This is a genomic window from Actinomyces sp., assembly GCF_030530635.1.
In the GTDB taxonomy this organism is placed as follows: domain Bacteria; phylum Actinomycetota; class Actinomycetes; order Actinomycetales; family Actinomycetaceae; genus Actinomyces.
The window spans coordinates 50,114-74,594 of the sequence record NZ_JAUMUL010000003.1; the positions used below are offsets into that span (position 1 = coordinate 50,114).

The 24,481-nt window shown below is 69.1% G+C and carries 19 protein-coding genes; 14 read left to right on the plus strand and 5 right to left on the minus strand.

The features are described from left to right. Positions 1-75 precede the first annotated feature (75 nt). The gene (galE, locus tag Q4A20_RS01680; protein ID WP_303119475.1) at positions 76-1,077 is read left to right on the plus strand and encodes a UDP-glucose 4-epimerase GalE; all 1,002 of its coding nucleotides are present in this window, start codon (positions 76-78) and stop codon (positions 1,075-1,077) included. 85 nt (positions 1,078-1,162) lie between these two features. Here galE and Q4A20_RS01685 read toward each other — a convergent pair whose 3' ends face one another. Together Q4A20_RS01685 and Q4A20_RS01690 are read right to left on the minus strand one after the other, a co-directional pair. Next, positions 1,163-2,155 (minus strand): LCP family protein, encoded by a 993-nt coding sequence (locus tag Q4A20_RS01685; protein ID WP_303119477.1) that lies wholly within the window; start codon positions 2,153-2,155, stop codon positions 1,163-1,165. A gap of 442 nt (positions 2,156-2,597) precedes the next feature. Next, a complete protein-coding gene (locus Q4A20_RS01690) occupies positions 2,598-3,878 on the minus strand; it encodes an LCP family protein (protein WP_303119479.1) in 1,281 nt (426 codons plus the stop codon). 146 nt (positions 3,879-4,024) lie between these two features. On the opposite strand from Q4A20_RS01690, the gene Q4A20_RS01695 reads away from it, so the two are divergent. After that, the gene (locus Q4A20_RS01695) at positions 4,025-4,915 is read left to right on the plus strand and encodes a glycosyltransferase family 2 protein (protein ID WP_303119482.1); all 891 of its coding nucleotides are present in this window, start codon (positions 4,025-4,027) and stop codon (positions 4,913-4,915) included. A gap of 78 nt (positions 4,916-4,993) precedes the next feature. Here the strand turns inward: Q4A20_RS01695 and Q4A20_RS01700 are convergent, their stop codons facing one another. Together Q4A20_RS01700 and Q4A20_RS01705 are read right to left on the minus strand one after the other, a co-directional pair. After that, positions 4,994-5,341 carry a DUF2304 domain-containing protein gene (locus Q4A20_RS01700; RefSeq protein WP_303119484.1) on the minus strand — a complete coding sequence of 116 codons (348 nt, stop codon included), beginning with the start codon at positions 5,339-5,341 and terminating at the stop codon, positions 4,994-4,996. A 22-nt stretch (positions 5,342-5,363) separates the two neighbouring features. Continuing rightward, positions 5,364-6,080, minus strand: a complete 717-nt coding sequence (locus Q4A20_RS01705; RefSeq protein WP_303119486.1) for a glycosyltransferase family 2 protein — start codon at positions 6,078-6,080, stop codon at positions 5,364-5,366. 97 nt (positions 6,081-6,177) lie between these two features. On the opposite strand from Q4A20_RS01705, the gene Q4A20_RS01710 reads away from it, so the two are divergent. The 4 genes from Q4A20_RS01710 to Q4A20_RS01725 are packed head-to-tail and all read left to right on the plus strand — an operon-like array spanning position 6,178 to position 10,280. Then, positions 6,178-6,882: an acyltransferase gene (locus tag Q4A20_RS01710; protein ID WP_303119489.1), complete on the plus strand. Its 705-nt coding sequence runs from the start codon at positions 6,178-6,180 to the stop codon at positions 6,880-6,882. Further along, entirely contained in the window at positions 6,882-8,012 is a 1,131-nt protein-coding gene (locus Q4A20_RS01715; RefSeq protein WP_303119491.1) for a DegT/DnrJ/EryC1/StrS aminotransferase family protein, read from the plus strand. Before Q4A20_RS01710 ends, Q4A20_RS01715 begins: the two co-directional genes overlap by 1 nt. A gap of 1 nt (position 8,013) precedes the next feature. Continuing rightward, the gene (locus tag Q4A20_RS01720) at positions 8,014-9,030 is read left to right on the plus strand and encodes a Gfo/Idh/MocA family protein (protein ID WP_303119494.1); all 1,017 of its coding nucleotides are present in this window, start codon (positions 8,014-8,016) and stop codon (positions 9,028-9,030) included. Further along, on the plus strand, positions 9,027-10,280 hold the full coding sequence (locus Q4A20_RS01725; protein ID WP_303119497.1) for a glycosyltransferase: 1,254 nt from the start codon (positions 9,027-9,029) through the stop codon (positions 10,278-10,280). The genes Q4A20_RS01720 and Q4A20_RS01725 overlap by 4 nt, the downstream gene beginning before the upstream one ends. Positions 10,281-11,105: 825 nt before the next feature. On the opposite strand, the gene wecB is transcribed toward Q4A20_RS01725, so the two are convergent. Next, positions 11,106-12,212: a non-hydrolyzing UDP-N-acetylglucosamine 2-epimerase gene (gene wecB / locus Q4A20_RS01730; RefSeq protein WP_303119500.1), complete on the minus strand. Its 1,107-nt coding sequence runs from the start codon at positions 12,210-12,212 to the stop codon at positions 11,106-11,108. Positions 12,213-12,400: 188 nt separating this feature from the next. On the opposite strand from wecB, the gene Q4A20_RS01735 reads away from it, so the two are divergent. From Q4A20_RS01735 to Q4A20_RS01770, 8 genes are read left to right on the plus strand one after another with little or no spacing between them, the layout of a single operon-like run. After that, positions 12,401-14,269 (plus strand): ABC transporter ATP-binding protein, encoded by a 1,869-nt coding sequence (locus Q4A20_RS01735; RefSeq protein WP_303119503.1) that lies wholly within the window; start codon positions 12,401-12,403, stop codon positions 14,267-14,269. Beyond that, the gene (locus Q4A20_RS01740) at positions 14,266-15,804 is read left to right on the plus strand and encodes a glycosyltransferase (protein ID WP_303119505.1); all 1,539 of its coding nucleotides are present in this window, start codon (positions 14,266-14,268) and stop codon (positions 15,802-15,804) included. The genes Q4A20_RS01735 and Q4A20_RS01740 overlap by 4 nt, the downstream gene beginning before the upstream one ends. After that, positions 15,801-17,033, plus strand: coding sequence for a hypothetical protein (locus tag Q4A20_RS01745; protein ID WP_303119506.1), 1,233 nt, complete (start codon positions 15,801-15,803; stop codon positions 17,031-17,033). Before Q4A20_RS01740 ends, Q4A20_RS01745 begins: the two co-directional genes overlap by 4 nt. Continuing rightward, a complete protein-coding gene (locus Q4A20_RS01750; RefSeq protein ID WP_303119509.1) occupies positions 17,030-18,136 on the plus strand; it encodes a glycosyltransferase family 4 protein in 1,107 nt (368 codons plus the stop codon). The genes Q4A20_RS01745 and Q4A20_RS01750 overlap by 4 nt, the downstream gene beginning before the upstream one ends. Continuing rightward, on the plus strand, positions 18,133-19,416 hold the full coding sequence (locus tag Q4A20_RS01755; RefSeq protein ID WP_303119511.1) for a glycosyltransferase family A protein: 1,284 nt from the start codon (positions 18,133-18,135) through the stop codon (positions 19,414-19,416). Before Q4A20_RS01750 ends, Q4A20_RS01755 begins: the two co-directional genes overlap by 4 nt. A 6-nt stretch (positions 19,417-19,422) precedes the next feature. After that, positions 19,423-21,078: a glycosyltransferase gene (locus tag Q4A20_RS01760; protein ID WP_303119514.1), complete on the plus strand. Its 1,656-nt coding sequence runs from the start codon at positions 19,423-19,425 to the stop codon at positions 21,076-21,078. 49 nt (positions 21,079-21,127) lie between these two features. Next, on the plus strand, positions 21,128-22,423 hold the full coding sequence (locus Q4A20_RS01765) for a nucleotide sugar dehydrogenase (RefSeq protein WP_303119516.1): 1,296 nt from the start codon (positions 21,128-21,130) through the stop codon (positions 22,421-22,423). Beyond that, complete coding sequence (locus Q4A20_RS01770; protein ID WP_303119518.1) at positions 22,420-24,477, plus strand: DUF6541 family protein; 2,058 nt, start codon at positions 22,420-22,422, stop codon at positions 24,475-24,477. The genes Q4A20_RS01765 and Q4A20_RS01770 overlap by 4 nt, the downstream gene beginning before the upstream one ends. Positions 24,478-24,481 lie beyond the last annotated feature (4 nt).

Consider the following 24,481-nt stretch of genomic DNA (forward strand, 5'->3'; position numbering starts at 1 on the left):
CGCGTGCCGGCGCTGCCTCAGGTCCCATCCGGATGGGTATATCCAGGTGTGTGTGCTCGCCGGTACGATCGCGGCATGAGCATCCTCGTTGCGGGCGGCGCCGGATACATCGGCGCCCATGTTGTTCGTCTGCTGCTAGAGCGTGGAGACGAGGTCGTCGTTGTGGACGACCTGTCCTACGGCACCCCTGGGCGCGTGGAGGGCGCAGAGCTTGTTGAGCTCGACGTCGCCGCCGCGCGCGCCACCGAAGTCTTAACCGATCTGATGGAGCGGAGGGATGTCAAGGCCGTCATCCACTTCGCTGCTCGGAAGCAGGTGGGGGAGTCCGTGGCTCGTCCAGCCTGGTACTACCAGCAGAATGTGGGTGGCCTGGCCAACATGCTGGCGGCCATGGAGAACGCCCGCGTGGAGCAGATGATCTTCTCCTCCTCCGCGGCGGTTTACGGCATGCCTCCGGTGGAAGTCGTGCCCGAGGACATCGACTGCCGCCCGATCAATCCCTACGGGGAGACCAAGCTGATCGGCGAGTGGATGATGGCCGACTGCGAGCGCGCCTGGGGACTGCGTTGGGCGGGTCTGCGGTACTTCAACGTCGCCGGCGCGGGTTGGGACGACCTGGGGGACATGGCCACCTTGAACCTCATTCCCATGGTGCTGGACCGACTGGCACGAGGGGAGTCGCCGAAGATCTTCGGCACCGACTATCCGACCCCGGACGGAACCTGCATCCGCGACTACATCCATGTGCGCGACCTGGCCGGCGCCCACATCGCCGCCCTTGATCGCCTGTCGGGACCGGAGGAGTTGGAGCAGCACGTTTTCAACGTTGGCACCGGTACCGGCTCCTCGGTGCGCGAGGTGGTTTCCAGGGTCATTACCGCGGTCGCCGCCGCCACGGGCCGCGAGGTGCAGCCGGAGGAACTCGGCCGCCGCCCCGGTGACCCGCCGCAGCTTATCGGTGACGCCACCCGTATCCGCGAGGTGCTGGGCTGGGAGGCCGAGTACGACCTGGATGACATCGTCGCCTCCTCCTTCTCCGCCTGGCAGGCGGACCCCGACCGGCCCCACTTCCGGTGATCCCGGAGTGTCCTCAGCGCCTGCCTGGCAGGCGCGTTACGCCCCGCGCCTTCCCGACCCCGGGATGGCGCGGGGCGTAACGCAATCAGGGCTGGTCGAAGTCGGTGGTGGAAAGCGTGCCGTCGCGCAGTTTGGTGAAGAAGCCGGGGGCGGTCGTCTCCTCGAGTAGGACGGCCGCACCGATGCCGCCCGGTTCGTAATCCAGGCTTGCGATCGGCGGCGCCCCGGTCAGGCCGGCCCTAGACGCGGAGCGGAAGGCGAACAGCATCTTCCCCAGGTCGAACATGGAGGCGTCTTCGTCGACGGTCAGTGCCTGCGTGCCGGCGTCGACGAGCAGGTTCTGCTGCGAGAGATTCAGCAGCGTGGAGGGGGACACCGCCTTGGACACGACGGCGGAGATCACCGCTCGTTGCCGCAGGGCGCGTCCGATATCGCCAGTAGGGTCGGACTTGCGCATACGCGAGTACGCCAGTGCCTTGGTGCCATCGACCTCCTGGCACACTCCCTGGGAGGTGTTCCAAACCAGTCCCGAGTCGGCGTCGTCGACGTCGTAATCCAGGCATAGGTTGATGCCGCCGACGGCGTCCACCAGGGATGACACCCCGCCCATGCCGACCTCGACGTAATGGTCAACGGTCAGGCCGGTCAGCTGCTCCACCGTGGAAACCAGCAGGGTTGGGCCGCCGTAGGAGTAGGCGGCGTTGATCTTGTTACCGCCGTAGCCGGGGATCTCCACATAGGTGTCGCGGGGTAGCGACGTCAGGGACGCCTGTCCGCCGGGGGCGCGATGCAGCAGCATGATCGAGTCGGAACGGGCCCCCTCGGTGTCATCAGCGACGGCGCCGTCCGCCCGGGAGTCGGAGCCGACGATCAACCAGGTCTCACCGGGCGTGTCCTCCGCTCCGGAGAGCGCCTCAACGCGCTGGAGCTTGGAATTGACGTCGTTGACGAGCCACACCACCCGTGCGCCCGCCAGCGCCAGCAGGATCGCCAGCGCCGCAGCGAGCCAGCGCAGCGGGTGACGGCGCCTCTCGCGCTTGGGGGGCGATGGCGGCGAGGGCTGCGTGTGCCGATTCAACGACGGCGAGGGAGAGTATCGGAACGACCTGGCCGCCGTGTGTGGGCGCGACACGTTGCGGCTGCGCGCCGAAGGGGCGGCGCCGGAGGGCATGACCCGTGTAGCGTCGGGATTGCGAACAGGTCGGGGCCTGCCGGAGGCCAATGGAACCGCCGAGGAGCCTGCGCGCGCACGGCTCTTCGGGCCGGTGCCGTGCGCGCGGGGCTTGGCACTGCCGGCGGGGGTGGCAGCGGGTGGATGACCGGCGGATCGACCGCTGGATGCCGCGGAGGCCGGTCGCGGCGGTATCGGGGGCCGCGGCGTCGCGCCGCTCTGGGCGCCGGCGCGGCGATCGCGCCTGCCATCGCCGGGATTGAATGACGGGGGGAGATCGCCGTCGTTCGCGGGGCTCACCGGTGTCTGGCCTCCTGTCCGTTTACTCGGTCTACGCGTTGTGCTCGTCTCAACGACACTGGGCGGCGGGATCCTCCGTGGTCGCCTGCATGGTGGGTGTCTTATCGCCGGAGGCGGCATCGGGCTGGTCACTCCCGGACTGCGGCTGGTCGTCTAGCGCCTGGTTCTCGGCACCGTCCGTGCTGGACCCGGAGGTCGCGTCGGTCTCCTCCTGGGTGGCCGCATTCTGCATGACCTCTGCAATGGGGGTGTCGTTCTTGATCGCCTCCCATACATCATTGGCCGCGTCAGTGGGGATCGCTCGGTTCAGGTCCCAGGGCGCCTCCTGGTTGGGCATGGTGATCAGGGTCGTCTGCTCGGCGCTGACGTTGCCGATTGATAGCGCCAGCCCGGACAGCTTGGTGAGGTCGCCGAGTCCCGGGGACGCCGTCAGGGAGCCCAGGGCGGCACGCGCGAAGCTGTACAGGGCGTCGGCATCGGTCAGATAGTTCTTCGACTTGGCGGTCCGCAGCATGGCGGATACCAGATTCTGTTGACGCGGTATGCGCTGGCGGTCCGAGCCATCGCCGACGCCGTGGCGCACACGCGCGTACTGCAAGGCGGCGGTGCCATTCAGGTGCTGGCAGCCCTGGCTCAGCACCAGGCCGGTGAACTCGGTATCGTCTATGTCCTCATCCACGTAGAGGGTCACGCCGCCGAGTGCGTCCACCGTCGTGGTCAGACCGTTGAAGTCCACCACCAGGTGTTCGTCTATGTACAGCCCCGTGAGGTCCTCCACGGTGGCGATGGTGCAGGCCACACCCGCGGCCACTGCGGCGGCGTCCGCGTCGGCGCCGGCCCCGTTGGCGAAGGCGGTGTTGAACGGGGTGTCGGACATGGCCTCGGTGCTGCCGCCGTCGGCGGTCTTGCAGGAAGGGATGTCCACCAGCAGGTCGCGTGGGATCGAGATGATTTCGATGCGGGAGCGGTCCGCCGGCAGGTGGAGGAGCATGGCCGTGTCCGAACGGGCCACCGCCACCTCCTCGCTGCCTTCGGAACCATCGACGTTATTCGCGCCCACGCGGGAGTCGGTCCCCAGGATGAGGATGTTGACAGGCTTGCCCTCGTAGCTGTCCGTCACCCGCCGGGCGCGATCCTCGTCGAGGAAGCCATCGATGTTGATCGTGTTCACCTGGGATTGAAGGTCGTGCCAGGCGATCACGACGCCGGAGACAAGAAACAGCACCACGGCGAACCCGGCCAGCAGAGATCTGCGCGCGGCCCGCCGCGAGAGATCCTTGGCGGAGTGGCGGGCGCGCGACTTGGTTTTGGCGTGGGATGACACGGCCATGATCATAAAGAACCCGTCTGTGAGAAGCTGCGATCCTTCATCCTCCGCACGGAGGGATCTCAGACGATTGTCGTCGCCCCACCTTAAGCCATCTTGACGCCGGGCGCGCGCAGCCTCGGAGGGGCGGCGCGTGTAGTCTCCCACGCGTGACCGATACAGAACTCACCCCGTCCAGCAACTCCGCCGGCACGCCGCCGGGAACGGTGCGCGTCGTCACGGTCGCCTACAACCCCGGTGAGGAACTCGACACCTTCCTTGAGTCCCTGAGTAGTGCTACCGCCAGGACGCCGGTCGTCGTCATCGCCGACAACGGCACCGAGCACGAACGGGTGAACCGGCTCGCCGAGCGCTATGGGGCGCGCGTGGTCGGTGACGGCACCAACCGGGGCTATGGGGCGGGTGCCAACCTCGCCGCTCGTGACCTGGCTGAGGACTGGCTCGTGGTCGCCAATCCGGACATCGTCTGGCGCCCGGGGAGCCTGGATGAGCTGATCGCGGCGGGCTGCGCCGAGCCTCACGCCGGCTGCCTGGGACCGCGGCTTCTGAACCCGGACGGCAGCGTCTACCCGTCAGGACGCGCCCTGCCGTCGCTGCTCGGCGGGGCCGGACACGCCGTACTCGGGAGGGTGTGGCCCGGGAACCCCTTCTCGGCCGCCTACCACGGCACCAACGAGGATGCGACCCATGCGGTCGGTTGGCTGTCCGGCGCCTGCATTCTGCTGCCCGCCGCCGCCTGGAGGCGACTGGGCGGTTTCGACGAGGACTATTTCATGTTCTTCGAGGACGTCGACCTCGGGGCGCGCGTGGGCCGGGCCGGCTGGCTGAACCTGCAGGTTCCTGACGCCGTCGTCGTCCACACGCAGGGGGCCAGTTGGAAGAGCCGGCCCGAGCGCATGATTCGCGCCCACCACGCCTCGGCGCGTCGCTACGTGAACTCGAGCCATCCGGCCCTGTGGCAGGCGCCCGTGCGCTGGGCGGTGTCGGCGGGGCTCAGGGCCCGTGAGGAGATCGCGGTGCGCGCCGTCCGGCGGGGTTGAACCCGAATCGGGAAGGACGCTGCCGTGGCCGAGGTTGGCCACGTATGTGCTCCTCTAGCCCCACATGTGCTCCGGGCCTCAGAGCGCCGGCGGCGGGGCGTCGTCCAGCGCCACCCGCCGCGCCAACCGGGTGATCTGCCGCTCACGGGCGGCATTGCGGCGGAAGGAGGACAGAATCTGGAACAGGAATGCCACCACCAGTGCGTACAGCAGCAGGTCGGTGCCGCGGCCCACCCCCACCAGGTGCGCCAAGCGGGTCAGCAGCGATGGTGCCAGAATCGCGGCGATGGCGAAGACGACGAAGGCCAGGGTCAGGAGCCGACGACCCGCCTGATGACGCGCACCGCCCGGAGACCGCAGCATCATCCATCCCATGGCCGCAACTGCGGCAATGAGGAGAACCTGGATGATGATCTGTGAGCTCATGACATCAAGTATGACCGCTCGCCTACGAGAACAGCAGATCGACCAGGATGTTGATCGAGTTCCACAGGGATTGGCCCTTACTCTTGGAATACTCGGTGTAGGCGATACGTACGGGGAACTCGCGCCACGGCAACCCGGTGGCACCGAGTTGGCGGATGATCTCGGAGGCGTGCGCCATCCGATTCTGCCGCAGCTCCAACTGCTCAGCCGCGTCGCGACGGATGACCCGCAGGCCGTTATGTGCGTCGGTCAGATGCATGCCGGTGGTATGCGAGGCCGCCGCCGCCGCGGTTTTCAGCACGATCCGCTTGAGCCGGCCCACAGGGGAGGGCCCCGCCAAGAAGCGGGAACCCAACACGAAGGCCAGATTCTCCTGCTGTGCCGCGCGTACCATGGCGGCGGCGTCGCCGGCGGAGTGCTGACCGTCGGCGTCGAAGGTGACCAGATAATCAGCGGTGGTGCGCTCGAGCACGTAGGTGATGCCGGTCTGCAGCGCCGCCCCCTGTCCCAGGTTCAGCGGATGACGGACTACGACGGCGCCACCCGCCTGGGCCTGCGCGGCAGAGTCGTCTTTGGAGCCGTCGTCGACGGCCACGACCAGAGGGAAGACCCGCCGGGCCTCCTCAATGACACCACGGACCACCAAGGCCTCGTTGTAAAGGGGCACAACGAGCCAGGCGTCCGTTATCGGGTCAACCGGAATGTGCGGCTGATCTTGGGAGCCTCCAGTGGATGCCATCACCGCATTCTCGCACAAGCCTGGCTTAGGATGGCAGTGAGATGGCGCCCGGCAGGGTGGCGCCCGTCAGCATGCCGCAGGCCAGTGAGGAGCCTCCATGACTCAGGCCGGTCCCACCCGGATAGCCCCCTCAGCCGACGTCTCGCCCGATGCGACCATCGGCGACGGCTCATCAATCTGGCATCTGGCCCAGGTCCGCGAGCGCGCGGTGCTCGGCGAGGGCTGCATCATCGGTCGGGGCGCCTACATCGGTGAGGGCGTGCACATGGGGCGTAACTGCAAGGTGCAGAACTATGCGCTGGTCTATGAGCCTGCCCGTCTTGGCGATGGCGTGTTCGTCGGCCCCGCCGTCACCTTCACCAACGATCACTTCCCCCGTGCCGTCAACCCCGACGGCACGCTGAAGTCCGCCTCCGATTGGGAGCCGGTGGGAGTCACGGTTCAGGACGGCGCCTCGATCGGAGCGCGCGCCGTGTGTGTGGCGCCGGTGCGCATCGGGGCGTGGGCCACCGTGGCCGCCGGCGCGGTCGTCACCAGGGATGTGCCCGCGCACGCACTGGTCGCCGGCGTTCCAGCCCGCCGCATTGCTTGGGTGGGGCGGGCCGGCGAGCCTCTCGTCCCCGTGGAGGAGGACTCGGCCAATGGGCCCGCACACAATGACGCCGCCCTAGTTCGGGAGGACCAATCTCAGGCCGCAGCCGGGGGAGGGCGCCTGTGGCGCTGCCCCGTAACCGGCGCCCTGTACGAAGAAACGCTTGCCGATAACAGTTCCGATAACACCATCCGGGAGGTCACCCACTGATGTCACGCGAGTTCATTCCCGCCGCCAAACCGATCATAGGGGACGAGGAGAGGGCCGCCGTAGACGCTGTCATGGCATCCGGCATGGTCGTACAGGGGCCCCAGGTGGCGGCCTTCGAGGAGGAGTTCTCCGCCCAGGTGGTTGCCGGCGCCCACGCCGTCGCCGTCAACTCCGGCACTTCCGCCCAGCATCTGGCCACACTGGCCTGCGACCTCAAGTCCGCGGCCGGCGTGCCGGAGGTGATTGTCCCGTCCTTCACCTTCGCGGCCACCGGCAACTCCGTGGCCATCACCGGGGCCAAGCCCGTCTTCGCCGACATCGACCCGCTCACCTTCAACCTGGACCCGGCCTGCGTCGAGGCCGCCATCACCGAGAACACGGTCGCCATCGAGGTGGTGCACCTGTACGGTCTGCCCGCCAACATGGACGCCATAATGGCGATCGCCGCCCGCCACGGCCTGGCTGTTTTCGAGGACTGCGCGCAGGCGCACGGCGCTGCCATCAACGGCAGGCCCGTGGGCACTTTTGGGGCGTGGGGGTCCTTCTCCTTCTACCCCACCAAGAACATGACCACCCTTGAGGGCGGCATGGTAACCACCGCCGACGCCGAACTCGCCCGCCGTGTGCGCCTGCTGCGTAACCAGGGCATGGAGAAGCAGTATGCCAACGAGCTGGTGGGCTTGAACAATCGCATGACGGACGTGGCGGCGGCCGTGGGCCGGGTACAACTGAAGAAGCTGAACGGCTGGACCCAGGCGCGCCGCGCCAACGCCGCCGTGCTGGATGCCGGGCTGGCCGGCGTCCCCGGCGTGATCACTCCGACCGTCCCCGACGGCTACCGGCACGTCTACCACCAGTACACGATCCGCCTGGAGGGGGTGGGCGTGGCCGAGCGCGATGCCGCCCAAAGCGCGCTGCGTGAGGAGTGGCAGGTGGGTACCGGGGTGTACTACCCGATCCCGAACCACCGTCTGTCCTCGCTGGTGTCTTACGCGCCCGGCCTGGAGCTGCCGAATACCGAGCTCGTCGCCCGCGAGTGCCTGTCCCTGCCTGTCCACCCCTCGTTGTCGCAGGCCGATCTGGACCGCATCGTCCAGGCCGTCGCTGCGGTTGTGAAGGCAGGTGCCTGATATGTCTGAAACAACCAGGACCCACAACGCCGACAGCCCGCTGCGTGTCGGACTGATTGGTTTGGGCTCTATGGGGCGCCATCACGCCCGTGTCATTCGCGCCACCGAGGGTGTGGAGCTGGTGGCCGTGGCCGACCCGGGTGGCGACCGCTTCGGTGTCGCCGGGGAGCTGCCGGTGCTGCCGGACGTATACGCCCTCATTGATACCGGTCTGGACGCGGCCATGGTTGCCGTCCCCACCGTCTACCACGAGCAGGTCGCCCTGGCGCTGGCGGAGGCGGGAGTGCCCACCATGGTGGAGAAGCCCATCGCCCACAGCGTGGAGGCCGGGGAGCGGGTACGTGACGCCTTTGCCTCGGCCGGCCTGGTGGGCGCCGTCGGCTACGTGGAGCGCTGTAACCCGGCACTGCGCGCACTGCGGGAGCGGCTCGATGCCGGTGAACTGGGCCAGGTCTACCAGGTGCTCACGCGCCGCCAGGGTCCCTTCCCCGCGAGGATCAGCGACGTCGGCGTGGTCAAGGACCTGGCCACCCACGACGTCGACTTGACCGCCTGGGTGGCAGGCTCTCCGTATGTGTCTATCAGCGCCCAGGTGGCGCACCGCTCCGGGCGGGAGAATGAGGACATGGTGGTCGCCTCCGGGCGGCTGGCCAGCGGTGTGATCGTCTCCCACGTGGTCAACTGGCTGACCCCTTTTAAGGAGCGCGTCACCATCGCCACCGGGGAGAAGGGAGCCTTCGTGGCCGACACGCTTACCGGTGACCTGACCTTCTACGCCAACGGGACCGTAGCCTCCGACTGGGACCAGGTCGCTAATTTCCGCGGCGTGACCGAGGGTGATGTCATACGCTACGCCATTGCCAAGCGCGAGCCGCTGGCCTTGGAGCAGGAGCGCTTCCGCGATGCCGTATGGGGTATCGGCGCCGAGCACGTCACCATGGCCGAGGGCGTCAACACACTGCGCGTGGTCGAGGCGGTGCTCACCTCCGCGGCCGAGGGGCGCACCGTGAAGCTGTGAACCGCCGGGCCCTCAACCGGGCCGCTGCAGGAGCTGTGGCCGCGGTGCTTGCGGTGGCCGTTCTGCGTGCCCGCCCACGCGGCGGTCGCTCCCAGGTGGTGCTGGCAACCCGCCTGTACGCCCCCGAACCGGCCGCCGCCGCGCTGCGGTTGCGCGGACTGGCCCGCGCCCTGGCCGCCGCCGGGGCCGAGGTGCGGGTGCTGACGTCCACGCCGCCGGGCATGAGCGCCCCCGCCGACCCCGGGGTGGCTGTCAGCTCCGCCCCGGCGCTGCGCGACGCCGGGGGTTATATCCGCGGCTACGCCCAGTACCTCAGCTTCGACATCCCGCTTGCGGTCCGGCTGTTGGCCGGGTCCGCACCGGACCTGATCGTCGCCGAGCCGCCGCCCACGACCGGGGCGGTGGTACGCGTGGTCGCCGCTCTGCGCGGCGCCCCCTACGCCTACTACGCCGCCGACGTGTGGTCCGACGCCGCCGCCTCCACCGGCGCCCCCGGATGGGTGGTCGGCGCCCTGCGGGGCGTGGAGGGACTGGCGCTGCGCGGAGCCACCACGGTGCTGGCCGTCAACGACGGCGTGGCCGAGCGGGTGCGGAGGCTGGGCGCTCGGCGAGTCACGGTAGTGCCCAACGGCATCGATACCGACGTGTTCACCCCGGACGGACCGAGCGCCGCCGACGCGCCATCGGCGCCGTACTTCCTATACGCCGGCACCGCCTCGGAGTGGCAGGGGGCGGGCGTCTTCATTGAGGCGCTGCGCCTGGTACACCGGGAGGAGCCCGAGGCCAGGCTGGTGTTCCTGGGGCATGGCAGCGACTGGCAGACGCTGAAGGATCTGGCGGACGGGGACGCGCGCGTGGTCTTCCGCGACCTGGTGCCGGCCGCACAGGCCGCCACCTGGCAGCGCGGGGCGGTGGCCTCGGTGGTGTCCATCCGCCCGGGGCTGGGCTATGACTTCGCCTACCCGACTAAGATCTTCGCCGCCCTGGCCTGCGGCACACCGGTGGTTTACGCCGGTCCCGGGCCGGCGCGCACGGACCTGCCCGACAACGCCCTGGGCTGGGCGAGTGACTACGACGCCGAGCAGGTCGCCGCCGCCATGCTGGCCGCCTTGGAGGCGTCCCGGGCCGACGACGTGCAGCGGACCCAAGAGGCGCAGCGCCGTCGAGATTGGGTCATGCGGCACCGCTCCATGCAGGCCGCCCTGCGCGATGCGGCCGAGGTGTTGCTGGCCGAGGCGTTGGCTGGCTGACGCGCGACTTTGTGCTCTGATGCGAACTTCAGCGGCTGTTCCGGTTTGAGGGTGTGGTGGTTGCGACGTGGTGGCTTAGGCCCGGGCTGCGGTGTGGGGGTTGTGTTCGGGGGTGGATGAGGTCGATGTCGGGCTGGCGGGGACGTTTCGGGCCGGTAGGGGTGCTCTCGGTGTTGGCCGGGTGGTCGAGGGCGCGGGTTAAACCTCCAGAACGTGGGCTGACCGCCGAGGACGCTCTCCCGGGCGGCGTCCTTGAGGGCCAACCCGCGTCGTCGACGGCGAACCGGCGTCCTCGAACGACCCCCACCAACCCACCCAAGCCGACTCTTGGTGCTGGTGGCTGTGGTGGCTGGTGTGTCTTGATGTTTGTGGGTGTGCTGGCCGGCATGTTGCCAGGCAAGGGACGTGATGAGCCGTGCCGTGGCGAGCCTGCCGGTTCAACCGTGCCGGACTTGGCTGCCGGCGGCCCCGGTGCCCGGAAGCGGGACCATCTGCAACGCCACTTCCCGATCTGCTGCGCCGCTTCGGGGTTGACAACGCCGGTTAACCGTCTGCTGAAGGCCCCCGAGGTTTACAGCAGAACGTTAAGCAGCGTTGTTAACGCCCAACCGGCCAAGCACACACCCCACCCCCGTGTCAGCCTCAGGACATCGGCGACCGCTCTGCCGCAGCCCACCACAACCACCACACCCCCAAACCTGAAGAGTCACTTTAGCCCCCTGGTGTACGCGAATTCGCCGCACACCAGGGGGCAAGGGCTTGCAGCACAAGCAGGTAGCGGTAGTAGGCGTCCGGCCGATCCGGACCCAGCCGGCGGCAGGCCTGTCAGAAGGTGACGGTGCCGGCGCGGGCACTCAGCTCGGCCACTACCCGCTTGGCGGCGTGGCCGTCCCCGTAGGGGGTGGCCGCGCCCGGGTCCGGTTCGGCCGGCCTGGGCCGGGAGGCCGCCGCCACCAGTGCCTCCCCGGGTTCCGCCAGCACATTCCAGCCCAGCTCCACGGTCTCCACCCACTCGGTCTGCGGTCGCACAGTCGTACACGGCACGCGTAGCAGGAAGGCCTCTTTCTGCAGGCCGCCGGAGTCTGTTATTACGCCTCGGGCATGCAGGGCGGAGGCGATCAGGTCCGGGTAGGCCAGCGGTGGGTGCACCAGCAGGTGCGAGCCCGGGGAGGCCCCGACGGCCTCCAGGTCGATGCCGTGCTCGGCGCACTTGGCCACCAGCCGCGGATGCGCCAGCAGCACCACCGGATTATCCACGCGGGCCAGGGCATCCAGCACCGCGCGCAGCCGGCCGGCGTCGTCGGTGTTCTCCGCCCGGTGGATTGTGGCCAGCGAGTAGCCTCCCTCCGCCAGACCCAGCTCGCGCATCACCGGCGACGGTGCCCCCGCCACCTGGTCACGCACCCGCAGCAGCACATCGGTCATGACGTCGCCCACCACTACGGTGCGCTCGGCCAGCCCCTCGGCAGCCAGGTGGGCGGCGCCCACTGCGGTGGGGGTGAGCAGCAGGTCGGCGGCGTGGTCGGTGAGTACCCGGTTGATCTCCTCGGGCATGGCGCGGTTGAAGGAGCGCAGCCCCGCCTCCAGGTGGGCGCTGGGCACGTGCAGCTTCACCGCCGCCAGCGCGCCGGCGAGCGTGGAGTTCGTGTCCCCGTAGACCAGCACCCAGTCAGGAGCGCGCTCGGCCAGAACCCCGTCCATCGCCTCGAGCATGGCCCCGGTCTGCACCCCGTGCGAGCCCGACCCCACACCCAGGTGCACGTCGGGCGCGGGAATGTCCAGGTCGCGGAAGAAGACGTCGGAGAGCATGGGGTCGTAGTGCTGGCCGGTGTGTACGATCACGTGCTCCACGCCGGCGGCGGCGCAGGCGTGGGCGATGGGGGCGAGTTTGACGAACTGGGGGCGGGCTCCGACCACGGACAGCACCTTCATGGCTCGGACTCTACCGGCCGGCGCGCCCCCAGCAGGCGACTCGGGCGCCGTCGTCGGCACGGCCCGTTCCGGCGCCTGCCGCGATGACCGATCTCGGCACATGACTTTTGCCGATCTCGGCGTGTGGTGGCGGGGAAGCGCCAATGAGAGGGCCCCGCTCGCAGACGTCCCCTGGATATACTCGCCGGGTGAGTCTGTTGTTGCGCACCGTTAGGAGTCTGCTGAGCGTTCTGCCCCGCGGCGCCGCGCGCTTCATTCTCACCTTTGCGGGCTTGTTCTCGGCGTTGTCGTTGCTCGACGTTGCTGCTCTGGGGTTGCTGGCCATTCTGCTCACTCCGCTGATGACCGGCGCTTCCTTCAACATCCCGGTGATCGGTGTGAGCGTAGGCGGAACCGGCGCCGCCTGGCTGCTACTTGTGGTGTGCGTGCTCATAATCAGCAAGGACATACTGGCCATAGCGATTCAGCGTGCCTCTACTAAGCGTTTCGCCGGCTTTGAGCAGGACCTGGGCGCCCAGTTGCTCGACTCGTTCTTCTACGCGCCTTGGGCCGAGCGGCTGCGCCGCCACTCCACCGACCTGGTCCGCTCCACCGATGTCGGGGTGGCCTCGACCATTTCCGGCGTACTTATCCCCTTCACTCAGCTGGCCGGAGAGGTCTGCACCTTCGTCGCCGTCATAGCGGTGCTGTTCGTCGCCCGCCCTACGATGGCGGCCGTCACCGTCGCCTACTTCGGAATCGTTGCGCTGGTCATGTACCTGTGGGTACTGCGCCGGGCGGTGGCCGCGGGCAAGGACAACCGCACCTACTCGGTGCGTGCCGTTCGCCTGGTCTCCGAAATGGTCCACTCCCTGAAGGAGATCACCCTGCGGGACAAGGCCGCCGAGCTCGAGCGCGTGGTACTTGCCGAGCGCCGCAAGGCCTCCCAGGCCCGCGCCGACCAGTCCTTCCTCGGCGCCGTGCCCCGCTACATGCTGGAGATCGCCCTCATCGGTGGTCTGGCCATCGCCGCCGGCATTGGCTACGCCCAGGGCGGCCAGAGCGAGGCGCTGTCCTCGCTGGCCCTGTTCGGCGTGTGCGGCTTCCGCATCGTCCCCTCCATCACGCGTTTCCAGACGATCATGGGGCAGACCGGCGCGAATATCGCCTACGCCGAGCGCGTACTCGCGGAGATTGAGGCCGGCCGCGTCAACCGGGCCCAACATGCCGAAATGGCCGCCGGCACCGAGCTGCCCGAAGACGCCCGCGCTCTCGTGCTCGACGACGTCTCCTTCACCTACGCCGGTGCCGACAGTCCGGCGGTCGCAAACGTCTCACTGACCCTGCCCTTTGGCACCTCCCTGGCCCTGGTCGGCGCCTCCGGTTCGGGCAAGTCCACCCTGGTGGACATGATCCTTGGTCTGCTCACCCCTTCCGCCGGGCAACTGCGTGTCGATGACGTATCCCTGACCGAGGTGTTGCAGTCGTGGCGCTCCCGCGTAGGTTACGTGCCCCAGGAGGTCTCTCTGTTCGACTCCACCGTCGCCCATAACGTCGCCCTGTCCTGGGACACCGACTCCATTGACGTGGACCGAGTACGCCGGGCACTGCGCCGTGCCCAACTGCTCGACGTCATTGAGGAGCGCGAGGGCGGCATCTGGGCTTCGGTCGGCGAGGGCGGCATGAGGCTGTCAGGCGGGCAGCGCCAGCGCCTGGGCATCGCCCGCGCCCTATACTCCGAGCCGCTCGTCCTGATCATGGATGAGGCCACCTCCGCACTGGACACGGCCACGGAGGCCGCCGTCACCGAGGCGGTCGCGGAGCTGTCCGGCGAGGTGACCGTCATTGTGGTGGCGCACCGCCTGGCCACCATCCGCCACAGCGACCAGGTGTGCTTCATGCGCGACGCCCGCCTGGTCGCCTCCGGTACCTTCGACGAGGTGGTAGCCGCCGCCCCCGACTTCGCCCAGCAGGCCGCCCTGGCCGGACTGCTCGATGACGACGATGAGTCGGCCGTCCGGGGCGCCGTCGGTGCTGTTTCCCGCATGCAACCGAATAGGCAGGATAAGACCGCATGATTGAGATGATGCCGGCCGACACTGCCACCACGCGGACAGCTCCCTCCGGCGCACCCATCCCGGACGGGGCGGCGCTGCGGCTGCCGACCTTCAACGGACGGGGCCCGCGCGTCGCCATGCTCGTATACAACGACGCCCACAACGACGCCCGCGTCCTGAAGGAGGCGGCCGCCCTGCGCGCTGCTGGCGCCACAGTGCGCATCTTCGCCGTAGCGCGCACGAGTTCCGGCTACCCTGAGGGCACCGTCCCGGTGAGCGACGGCGTCGACATCGTGCGCGCCCGCGAGTTCGCCCTCGCCAACGTGTCCCCCCGCCTGGCGGCTCTGCGCGACCGCGTCGCCGGCAAGACCGGCGCGCCCACGGGTGCCGATGCCCTGGGGACGCCGGCCGGCGGCGAACCCCAGGGCGCGCCCGCGCTCGGGGAGAGGCCTGCGCCGGTTCCCGTATCGGCGATCGACACCACCCAGGTTGACACGGCTCGTGAGCGCGCCCCCCGCCCGACCATCACCACCGCGGCACACGCGGCGGCCGGCCGCGTCGGCGCGCTCACCGCCGACGCGGTCATGCGCGCCTACAAGACCGTCTCCCTGGGCGACTACTGGCTGCGCACTGCCCGCGCCGCCCTGGCATGGATGCCCGACGTGGTTCACGCCAATGATGGCAACACCCTCGCCCCGGCCCTGTGGATCGCGGACCGCTGCAACGCCCGCCTCGTCTACGACTCCCACGAGCTGTGGCTTAACCGCAACGTCCGCACTGATCGGCCCATGGCCCGGAAAGTGGAGGCCGCCATTGAGAAGCGGGGCATCCGCCGTGCCGACGCCGTCATCACCGTATCGCCGTCCATCGTGGATTGGCTGGCTGAGCGTTACCGGCTTCAGCGGCCGCCGGCCTTGGTGCGCAACATTCCCGCGGCCGGCCCCCTGCCCGACCCCGCGCGCGGACGCCTGCGCCAATTGGCGGGCCTGGCGCCAACCGACCGGATTATCGCCTACGGCGGCCGCATCACCACCTCCCGCGGCATTGAGGAGACCATTGCCGCTCTGCCGCACCTGCCCGCCGACGTCCACCTGGTCATGCTCGGATACGGCGAACCGGACTACCTCGCCGTCGTCGCCCGCGAAGCCGCCCGCCACGGCGTGAGCGAACGCGTGCACCGGGTGGGACCAGTCGCCCCGCACGAGGTAGCGGATGCCCTGTCCGACGCCGACGTGGCGGTGGTGCACGTGCGCCCTACCTGTCTGTCATACCGTTTTGCCCTGCCCAACAAGCTGTTCGAGTCCATCCGCGGCGGCCTGCCCGTGGCCGCCGCCGATCTACCGGATGTCCGCGCCGTCGTCGAACGCTACGGGGTGGGGGAGGTCTTCGCCGCGGAGGATCCGGCGAACCTGGCCGCCTCCATCTCCCATGTCCTCGCCGACTCCGAGCAGTATCGGGCCGCTGCCCTGGCAGCCTGCCCGCAGCTCACCTGGGAACAGGAAACCGAGGCGCTGATAGGCGCCTACCGCCGCGCCCTTATGGGGGAACGCGCATGAGCGACCCGTCTGTTCTCTCCTCCGCGCCTCGTCGCCCTCGCCTGCTGATCATCTCCTTCTCCCCAATCGCCGCCGACGCCCGCGTACTGAAACAGGTGCGGCTATTCGCCCCCACCCACGAGGTCACCACCTGCGGCTACGGCGAGGCTCCCGACGGCGTGGCTCGGCATGTGCGCATCCCGGATGAGTTGGTCTCCTGGCAGCTGAATCGCACTGCCCTGGTCGCCCGTCGCTTCGCCCACGTCCAGGCACAGCAGGAGGTGGTTGTCTGGGCGCGTAAACAACTGGAGCCCGGCGAATTCGACGTGATCTTGGCCGACGACGCCGAAACCGTGCCGCTGGCCCAGTGGCTGCGCCCGGCCGGCGGCGTCCACGCCGACCTGCACGAGTACGCCCCCCGGCAGAAGGAGGGCGTGCCCCGCTGGCGCATCTTCGTCGCCCCCTACATGCGCTGGCTGTGCCGCACGTACGTGACTCGGGCAGACTCGGTCACCACCGTCGCCCAGGGACTGGCCGACGCCTACCGGCGCGAATACGGCATCCGCGCCGAGATAGTCACCAACGCCACCCCCTACCGGGAGGCGGAGCCCACCCCCGTCGGGCGCCCCCTGCGGTTGGTGCACTCCGGTGCCGCCCTGCCCGACCGGCACCTGGAGATCATGGTCGAGGCCGTCGGCTTGACCGAACGCGACGTCACGCTGGACCTGTACCTGACCCGCAACGACCGCGCCGTCATCGATGCCCTGCGTGCCCGGGCCGCCGCCCTGCCCGCTGCGCGCGCCGGCCGCGTGCGCGTGATGGACCCCGTCCCCTACGCCGAACTCATCGACACTCTCGCCCGCTACGACGTTGGCGTATTCTCCATTCCGCCGGTTTCCTTCAATTACAAGCACACCCTGCCAAACAAGCTGTTCGACTTCGTTCAGGCCCGCCTAGCGGTGGTCGTGTCACCCAGTCCCGAGATGGCCCGCATGGTCGACCAATACCACCTGGGCGCGGTCACCGACGACTTCACCGCCACCTCCCTGGCCGCCACCCTGGACGTGCTGACCGACGCTAAGGTCGCCGCCGGCAAGGCCGCCGCCGACGCCGCCGCCCGCGAGCTGTCCGCCGAGCAGCAGATGTCCGGTTGGTGGGACGCCATAGTTACGGCGGACCGGCGCGCTGCTGCCATTGACCGCTCCATCGTTCTGCCTGAACAGCCGGCCGCTCAGGAGGATCTGGCATGAGAGTCACTGCCGTCACCACTTGGTTCCCCACCACCGTCTCGCCCTCCCGCGGGAGTTTTGTGGCCCGCGACTTGGCCGCTATCGCCACCCTCCACGACGTTCGCCTGGTTCACTTGGTACCGCCTGCCGATGACGACGGCACCCGTCGCCTGCGCCATGCAGGCATCGACGTGCTGCGCATCCCCATGGCTCCCGCGAACCCCGTCTCCGTCGCGGACGCGGCCAGCCGCCTGGGGCCCGCCCTGGGCACCGCCCAGGTGGTCCATTCCATGGCCTTCTCCTCCCTGCTGCCACTGGTGTTGTGTCGATCCGCCGTTCCATGGGTGCATACCGAGCACTGGTCAGCTCTGACCAATCCCGCTACCCTGCCGCGAACCGCACGCGCCGCTCTACCGGTCGCCCGCTGCCTGCTGGCCGGTCCCGATGTCGTCACCGCTGTTTGCGACTACCTTGCCGCACCCATCCGAGGGGTGCGGGGAAGCCGTGAGACCAGCATCGTGCCCTGCATCGTGGAACCATATCCGGTCGTTCCCAGGCGTGATCGGGAAGATGGGACGTTGCGTCTGGTCAGCGTCGGCGGCCTAATCGACCGTAAGGATCCACTGCTGGCTCTCGAGGTAGTTGCGGAACTCGTGCGCCGCGGTGTCGACGCCCACCTGACCTGGGTGGGGGAGGGCCCCCTCCATGACGCCGTAGCCCAGCGCGCCACCATGCCCGACCTAGCCGGGCGGATCGCTCTGGCCGGTGCCATGGACGCCGCGGGCGTGCGTGTCGCCCTCGCGGATGCTGACATGTTCCTGGGAACCACCAAGGCCGACAACTTCTTCGTCTCTGCGGCTGAGGCCATCGTCGCCGGCAGACCCGTGGTGGTGGGCGCCACCGGTGGACAGGCCGAATACTTGACCCCCACAACGGGCGCACTGGTCGACTCCCGTGACCCGGGTGACTGGGCTGATGCCCTGCTCGCGTTGGACCGCTCCACCCGCGACGTGGATGCCGTCCATATCGCCGCCACTATCGGCGATGCCTTCTCCACGCCGGTAGTGGCGGCCGGTTACAACGCCGCCTACCGCAACGCCATTGCGCTCAGGGTCCCCGCATGAGTGCGTCGCTCGTCCCCGATTCCGCCCGGCGGCTCGGTCCGAAGACCGTAGAACGCACTGACCTTGGGCACCCCGAACTGCCGCCTGGCGCCCAGGTGGACGTCGTAGTCGCCTGCCATACGTCCACCCGGCCGATCGGCCGGGCGGTTGCCTCGCTGCTCGTCGGCAACCCTGAGGCTGCCGTCACGGTCGTCTGCCACAATCTGCCCGCCGAGGAGATTGCTGCAGCGATCGGCCCGCAGCACCGTGAACTGGTGCGCTATCTTGAGCACACCGACCCCCGCCCCTCCGCGTCCGGCCCTTTCAACGCGGGCCTGCGTGCCGCCCGCGCCCCATGGGTATCCATCATGGGCTCCGACGATCGCCTGGCCCCCGGCGCCGTCGCTTCGTGGCTGGCGTTGGCTGAGGCCACCGGTGCCGACTTCATTATTCCCCGCTTGGCCTTGGGGAGTCCGACGGCCATCGTGCCCACGCCCGCACCGCGCCTCAGCCGGCTCCTTGGCGCCTACCTGCACTCTTGCAGGAGCATCCGTGGGGCTGCTCCGAACGGCCGCCTGTCCCGCTTCGCCCGCACCGATCTGACAGCTGACCGCCTCGCCTATCGGTCCGCCCCGCTGGGACTTATGAGCACGGACATGCTGAAGCGAAACGGCGCCCACCTGGTGGAGGGGGTCGCCGTGGGCGGTGACGTTGCCATGGTTACCGGTCTGTTCGCAACTGTGATCACCGCCTACGATGCCGGAGGGCCTGTCTACCTGATCGGCGAGGACGCCTCCGACCGTGTCACCTACGTGATGCGTCCAATGGCTGAGCAGCTCGGTTTCCTGCCCGGTCTGCTCGCCGCCACCTGGTTCACCTCGCTCACCGGTGCCCAGCGGCGCGCCGTGGTGGTCAAAATGGTGCGCATACACGTGTTCGGCGCCGTCTACTATCGCGACCGTGAGGACATCTGGACCCCCGCCGAGCGGGCTGCGCTGGCGGCCATGTGCCGACGCCTACACCACGCTGCGCCGGGTTTCTTCCGCGTCCTGTCGCGCGCGGACCGTGACCTGCTTGACGCCTGCCTGGACCCGTCAGTGTCCGCAGCCACGCTTATTCACCGCGCCCAGGTGCGTCGCCATCATGGGCGCCCCGCCACTGTGCTCACTCGCGACCCCGCCTGGCTGTTGGACCGAGAGGCGCCCCTGCGTTTCATGGCCGCTTCCCTGTTGACCAAACTGCTTCCCGCAGCACCCTTGCCCGCGTCTGCCAATTGCCATCCGGCCCTCAAACAGGACTGAATACTGATGACACGCGCTGCTACTGGTATCACCGGGATCGCCTCTCGCGCTGCTGCCACGCTACCGGGGCGGGCGGCGCTCACCGCCGTCACCCTCACGCGCCTGCGCCTGGCATCCCACCGCGACGACGCCCAAGGCTGCGCAATTGAAGCGGCGCGTCGTGCCCGCTTCCTGGCCGATCGCGGACAGAACGCCCCTGCCCACCGACTCTTGAACCGGGCTCGACGTATCCTCACCGGTCGGCGAGCAGGCGCCGTGGTCGCCATTGAGGCGGCTATTTTGGCGATGACCGAGGGCACGGCCTCCGCCTCCGGTGCGCTGCCGCCGTCCGTGCTGGCCGACCTGCTCGCCGAGGCCGACGTCGCCTGGGCGGCAGGCCGGGATGTGGATACGGAGGAATTACTCGACATGGCAGTGCGGGCCGTGTTTCACCCGAGCCTGCACTTCTCGGCCGCTCCCTCTGCCCTGGCGGCAGACCCTGCCGTATTCCTGGCTCCACTGCGAGCCTCCGCCGCCTGGGCCGCCGCCACCGCACCGCTGCCCGCCCACCCCCGTACCCCGCGCCGTCCCGGCGGGCCCCGGCGGCTGTTGTTCATCTCCCTGAGGAACTGGAACTTCGTGGGCGGCATCGTGGAGGAATATCGTGCCGATGCCCGCTGTGAGGTGCGCACGCTGGACCTGCTCGACCTGTCTGCCAGGCCGTCGCGGCGTAGCCTCCTGCGTGCCCGCCTACGACTGGCCCGTGGAGCGGACCCGGCCGCGGCGGGTCTGCTCGCCGGTGTCTCTAACGAGGTCGCCGCCACTTTGGCCTGGGCTGACACGATCTTCGTGGAGTGGGGCAGTGCCGCCGCCGTCTGGGCGAGCCTGCTCGCCCCCGTGCTCGCTCCTCGGGCCCGGCTTCTGATCCGCATCCACTCCTACGAGGCCTCCACCGTCATGCCGCAACTGGTGGACTGGACGGCCGTCGACACCCTTATCACCGTCGCCCCGGCGATCCGTGAGATCCTGTGCGCCAGCCTGCGCCTGCCCGATGCCTTGGAGATCACCACCGTCCCCAACCGGGCACTGTTGCAGCGGTACACCCTGCCCAAGGAGCCGAGCGCGGCTCGCACCATCGCGCTGGTCGGCTGGGCGGCTTTGCGTAAGGACCCCGCCTGGGCGCTGGATACCCTCGACCTGCTCCGCAAAGCCGATCCCGCCTGGCACCTGCTGCTCATCGGTCCCGGTTTCCCGGCGCACCTGCCCCCCGATGAGCGTATCTACGCCGACACCGTCACCGCCCGCCTGGCCGCACTCGGCGATGCCGTCACCATCACCGGCCGCACCGAAGCAGTGCCCCAATACCTGCGCCGCGCCGCGGTCATTCTGTCTGCTTCTCGCCGGGAGGGCACTCACGAAGGCTTCATCGAGGGGGCGGCTTCGGGCGCCCTGCCCGTGTGCAGGAATTGGCCCGACGTCGCCCGCTGGGGCGGCCCAGCGGCTCTGTTCCCTGCCGAATGGGTAGTGAGCAGTCCGCAAGAGGCGGCCGCCCGCATCCTGGCTATGGCCGATGACGCGGGCTACCGGTGCCGCCAGCAGGAACACATCCTGCGCAGTAACGACTGGGCACATGTCAGGTCTCACTACGATACCCTGCTGCTCGGGGCTTCCGCGGCGGAGTGAACCGGTATCCTCACTGTTGCTTGCCGCAGCTGCTGAGGAAGGAACCTGCATGCGCATCGCCGTCGTCGCCCTGGGAAAGATCGGTCTTCCGCTGGCCGTCCAGTACGCCGGAAAGGGGCACGAGGTCATCGGCGTGGACGTCAACCCCGCCACCGTCGAGGCCGTCAACGCCGCCCGCGAGCCCTTCCCCGGTGAGGCGGAACTCGCCGACCGGCTGGCGACGCTGGTTCCCGCCGGGGCGCTGCGAGCCACCACCGACTATTCCGAGGCCATCCCCGGTGCAGACGCCATCGTTCTCGTGGTGCCGCTGTTCGTCAACGATGAGACCTGGGACCCCGACTTCGAGTGGATGGACGCCGCCACCCGCTCGCTGGCCGAGCACCTGACCCCCGGCACGCTCATCTCCTACGAGACCACCCTGCCTGTGGGCACGACCCGCGGCCGTTGGAAGCCGCTGATCGAGGAGATCAGCGGCCTGACGGAGGGCCAGGACTTCCACCTGGTGTTCAGCCCCGAGCGAGTACTCACCGGGCGGGTCTTCGCCGACCTGCGTCGCTACCCCAAGCTGGTCGGCGGCCTGAACGAGGCCGGCACGGCCGCCGGCGTCCGCTTCTACGAGCAGGTCCTCGACTTCGATGAGCGTTCGGACCTGCCCCAGCCTAACGGCGTGTGGGACATGGGTGCCGCCGAGGCCGCGGAGATGGCCAAGCTGGCCGAGACAACCTACCGGGACGTCAACATCGGCCTGGCCAACCAGTTCGCCGTCTACGCCGACAAGGCCGGCTTCGACATCCAGCGCGTCATCGACGCCTGCAACTCTCAGCCCTACTCCCACATCCACCGGCCCGGTATCGCCGTGGGCGGGCACTGCATACCCGTCTACCCGCGCCTGTACCTGTCCACCGACCCCGACGCCTCGATCGTACGTACCGCCCGCTCCTTCAACGCCACCATGCCGCAGTACGTGGTCGACCGCGCCGAGGAGGTCCTGGGCAGCCTGGCGGGACTGCGCGTGGTGGTGCTGGGCGCCTCCTACCGGGGCAAGGTCAAGGAGACCGCCTTCTCCGGCGTCTTCCCCACCGTGGAGGCGCTGCGTGCCAAGGACGCGCAGGTACTGGTGCACGACCCCATGTACTCCGACGCCGAGCTGGCCGGCTTCGGCTGGGACACCTACCACCTGGGTGACGCCGTCGACGTCGCCATCGTGCAGGCCGATCATCCCGAGTACGCCACCCTGACCCCGGCGGACCTGCCCGGTGTGCGACTGCTGCTGGACGGACGTCGGGCCACCGACCCCGCCCTGTGGAAAGGCACCCCTCGCCTCACCATTGGCGGGGGCAAGTGACCTGGCTTCAGGTACTGCCCGCAGCCGCTTTTCTTCTGGTCTTCCTGCTTGCCCCAGGCTACCTGGTGGGGAGGGCCTTCGGCTTGGCGCGCTTGCAGGCCCTGGGCGCTGCCCCGGCCCTGGGTGCCGCCGCCGTCGGAGCGCTGACCGTCCTATACCGCTGGGGCGGGGTGCCCTGGTGTACAGGCACCGCCCTCGCCGGCACGCTGGTGCTGCTGGTGGCCTGTCTGGCCGGAGCCGCTGCGGTCCGCGCGTGGGCACGCCGCCGCTGCGGCTATCCGCCAGCTTCGGGTTCCGGCTGGGAGCGTCTGCGCGCCTGGCTGCGGCCACCCGCCGTGGGGCCGGGGCCATGGTGGCCGTTGGGAGTGGTCCTGGGGTTTGCCGCCGCCCTGTCCGGGCGGGCTGTGATCTCCGGTATTGGGGCTGTAGACGAGCCCATGCAGGCCTCAGACGGAGTCTGGCATCTGAACGCTGTTGCCTACGTGCGGGAACTGGCGAATGCCTATCCTGTTGGTGCACTCGCACCGATGTATTGGGGGGAGATCCACTACTATCCGACCGGCTGGCATGCGCTGGCGGCCATCGTGCCGGCGCCCGTGACTGTATCCGCCAACCTCATTGTGTTGCTTGGCTTGGCAGTGGTCTGGCCTCTGGGCTGCGCTTCTCTGCTGTCGGCCCTGTTCAGTGCACGCTCACGGCGCATTTGGGACGCGATGCCGCTGCTGACGGGCATAGTCGCTTCAGCCGTCTTCACGGGGCCCTTCGTGCTCATGGCTACTCTGTGGCCGTACGGGTGGGCGGTCTGCCTGCTGCCCGGGGCGGTGTCGCTGGTGATGGTGGCCCGGCCGCGCCGCGGGGCGCGCCGGGCATCCGCCTCCCGGGCCGGCGGCTGGCTCGCTGCCGCCTGCGCCTGCCTGGGGCTGGTAACTGTGCACGGCGCCTCCGTATTCAACCTGGCGGTCATCGGGGTGCCCGCACTGCTGGTAGTGATGTTGGTGGCAGCGGGGCAGCGCTGGCGCGCCGGGAACCGCCAGCGGACGGTCACCCTCATAATCGTAGGCATCGTCCTGCTGGCGGTGACCCTCGGGATTGTCGGCTTTTGGGATCAATTGCGGATGCTGTTCACCTACCACCGGCCGGGCGCGAATATTGGGGTGGTGCTGCGCGAGATCTTCCACGACTCGGCCATGATCTGGGCGGTGCGCGACGGCGGCTGGGGCGGGGCCAGCCTGACGGTGGTGGCTGCCGCCGGGGTGGTCGTCTCCGTGGTGCGGCGCCGGCACCGGTGGGCGATACTCACGGCGGGGATCGCCGTGGTGCTGGTGACGGCGTCCGTCTCCACGGGTAGTCCACTACGTCTGTTCGCCTTCCCCTGGTATCTGCAGCGCGCCCGAATCGTGCCACTGTTCGAGATCGCCGCGGCGGTGCTGGCGGTTACTGCGCTGGAGGGCCTGGTGGACCTGGCCCGCCATTCTGCGCTGCGCGCCTCGGTGCAGTGCCGGGAGCCGGCGGTGCGCACGGTGGCGGCGGGGCTGGTCGCCGTCAGCGTGGTGGCCCTGGGGGCGGCCGCCGTGGCCCGCTCCACCTTCCACCACTATGTGATCGCCTTCTCCTACCAGCCGCTCGCCAGCCGCTGGCCGATGATGCTTTCCGACAACGAGGCCGATTTCATTCGTTCTTCGGCCGAACTGTTGCCCGAGGGCGCCGTGGTACTCGGTCAGCCCACCAACGGCTCGGCATATTACTGGTCACTGACCGGCACGGACGTGGTCTACTCGACCCTGCGTCGTTATGCTGAGCCGGATCGACGCTTTGTGGCGGCCCATGTGGGGGAGATCCTAACGGATCCGGGGGTGTGCGCCGCCCTGGACCGGTTAGGTGCCCACTATTACTACACCGACGACGACCCGACTGAAGGCGGCGCCCTCGGTGGCTCGGAGACGCCTCGCTGGGCAAACACGCTCGACGAGCTGCCCCGTGAGGCGCTTAGGCCGGTGGCGACGGACGGTACGCATACGCTGTGGCTGATCAGTGCCTGCGGCTGGGACCAGTGAACCC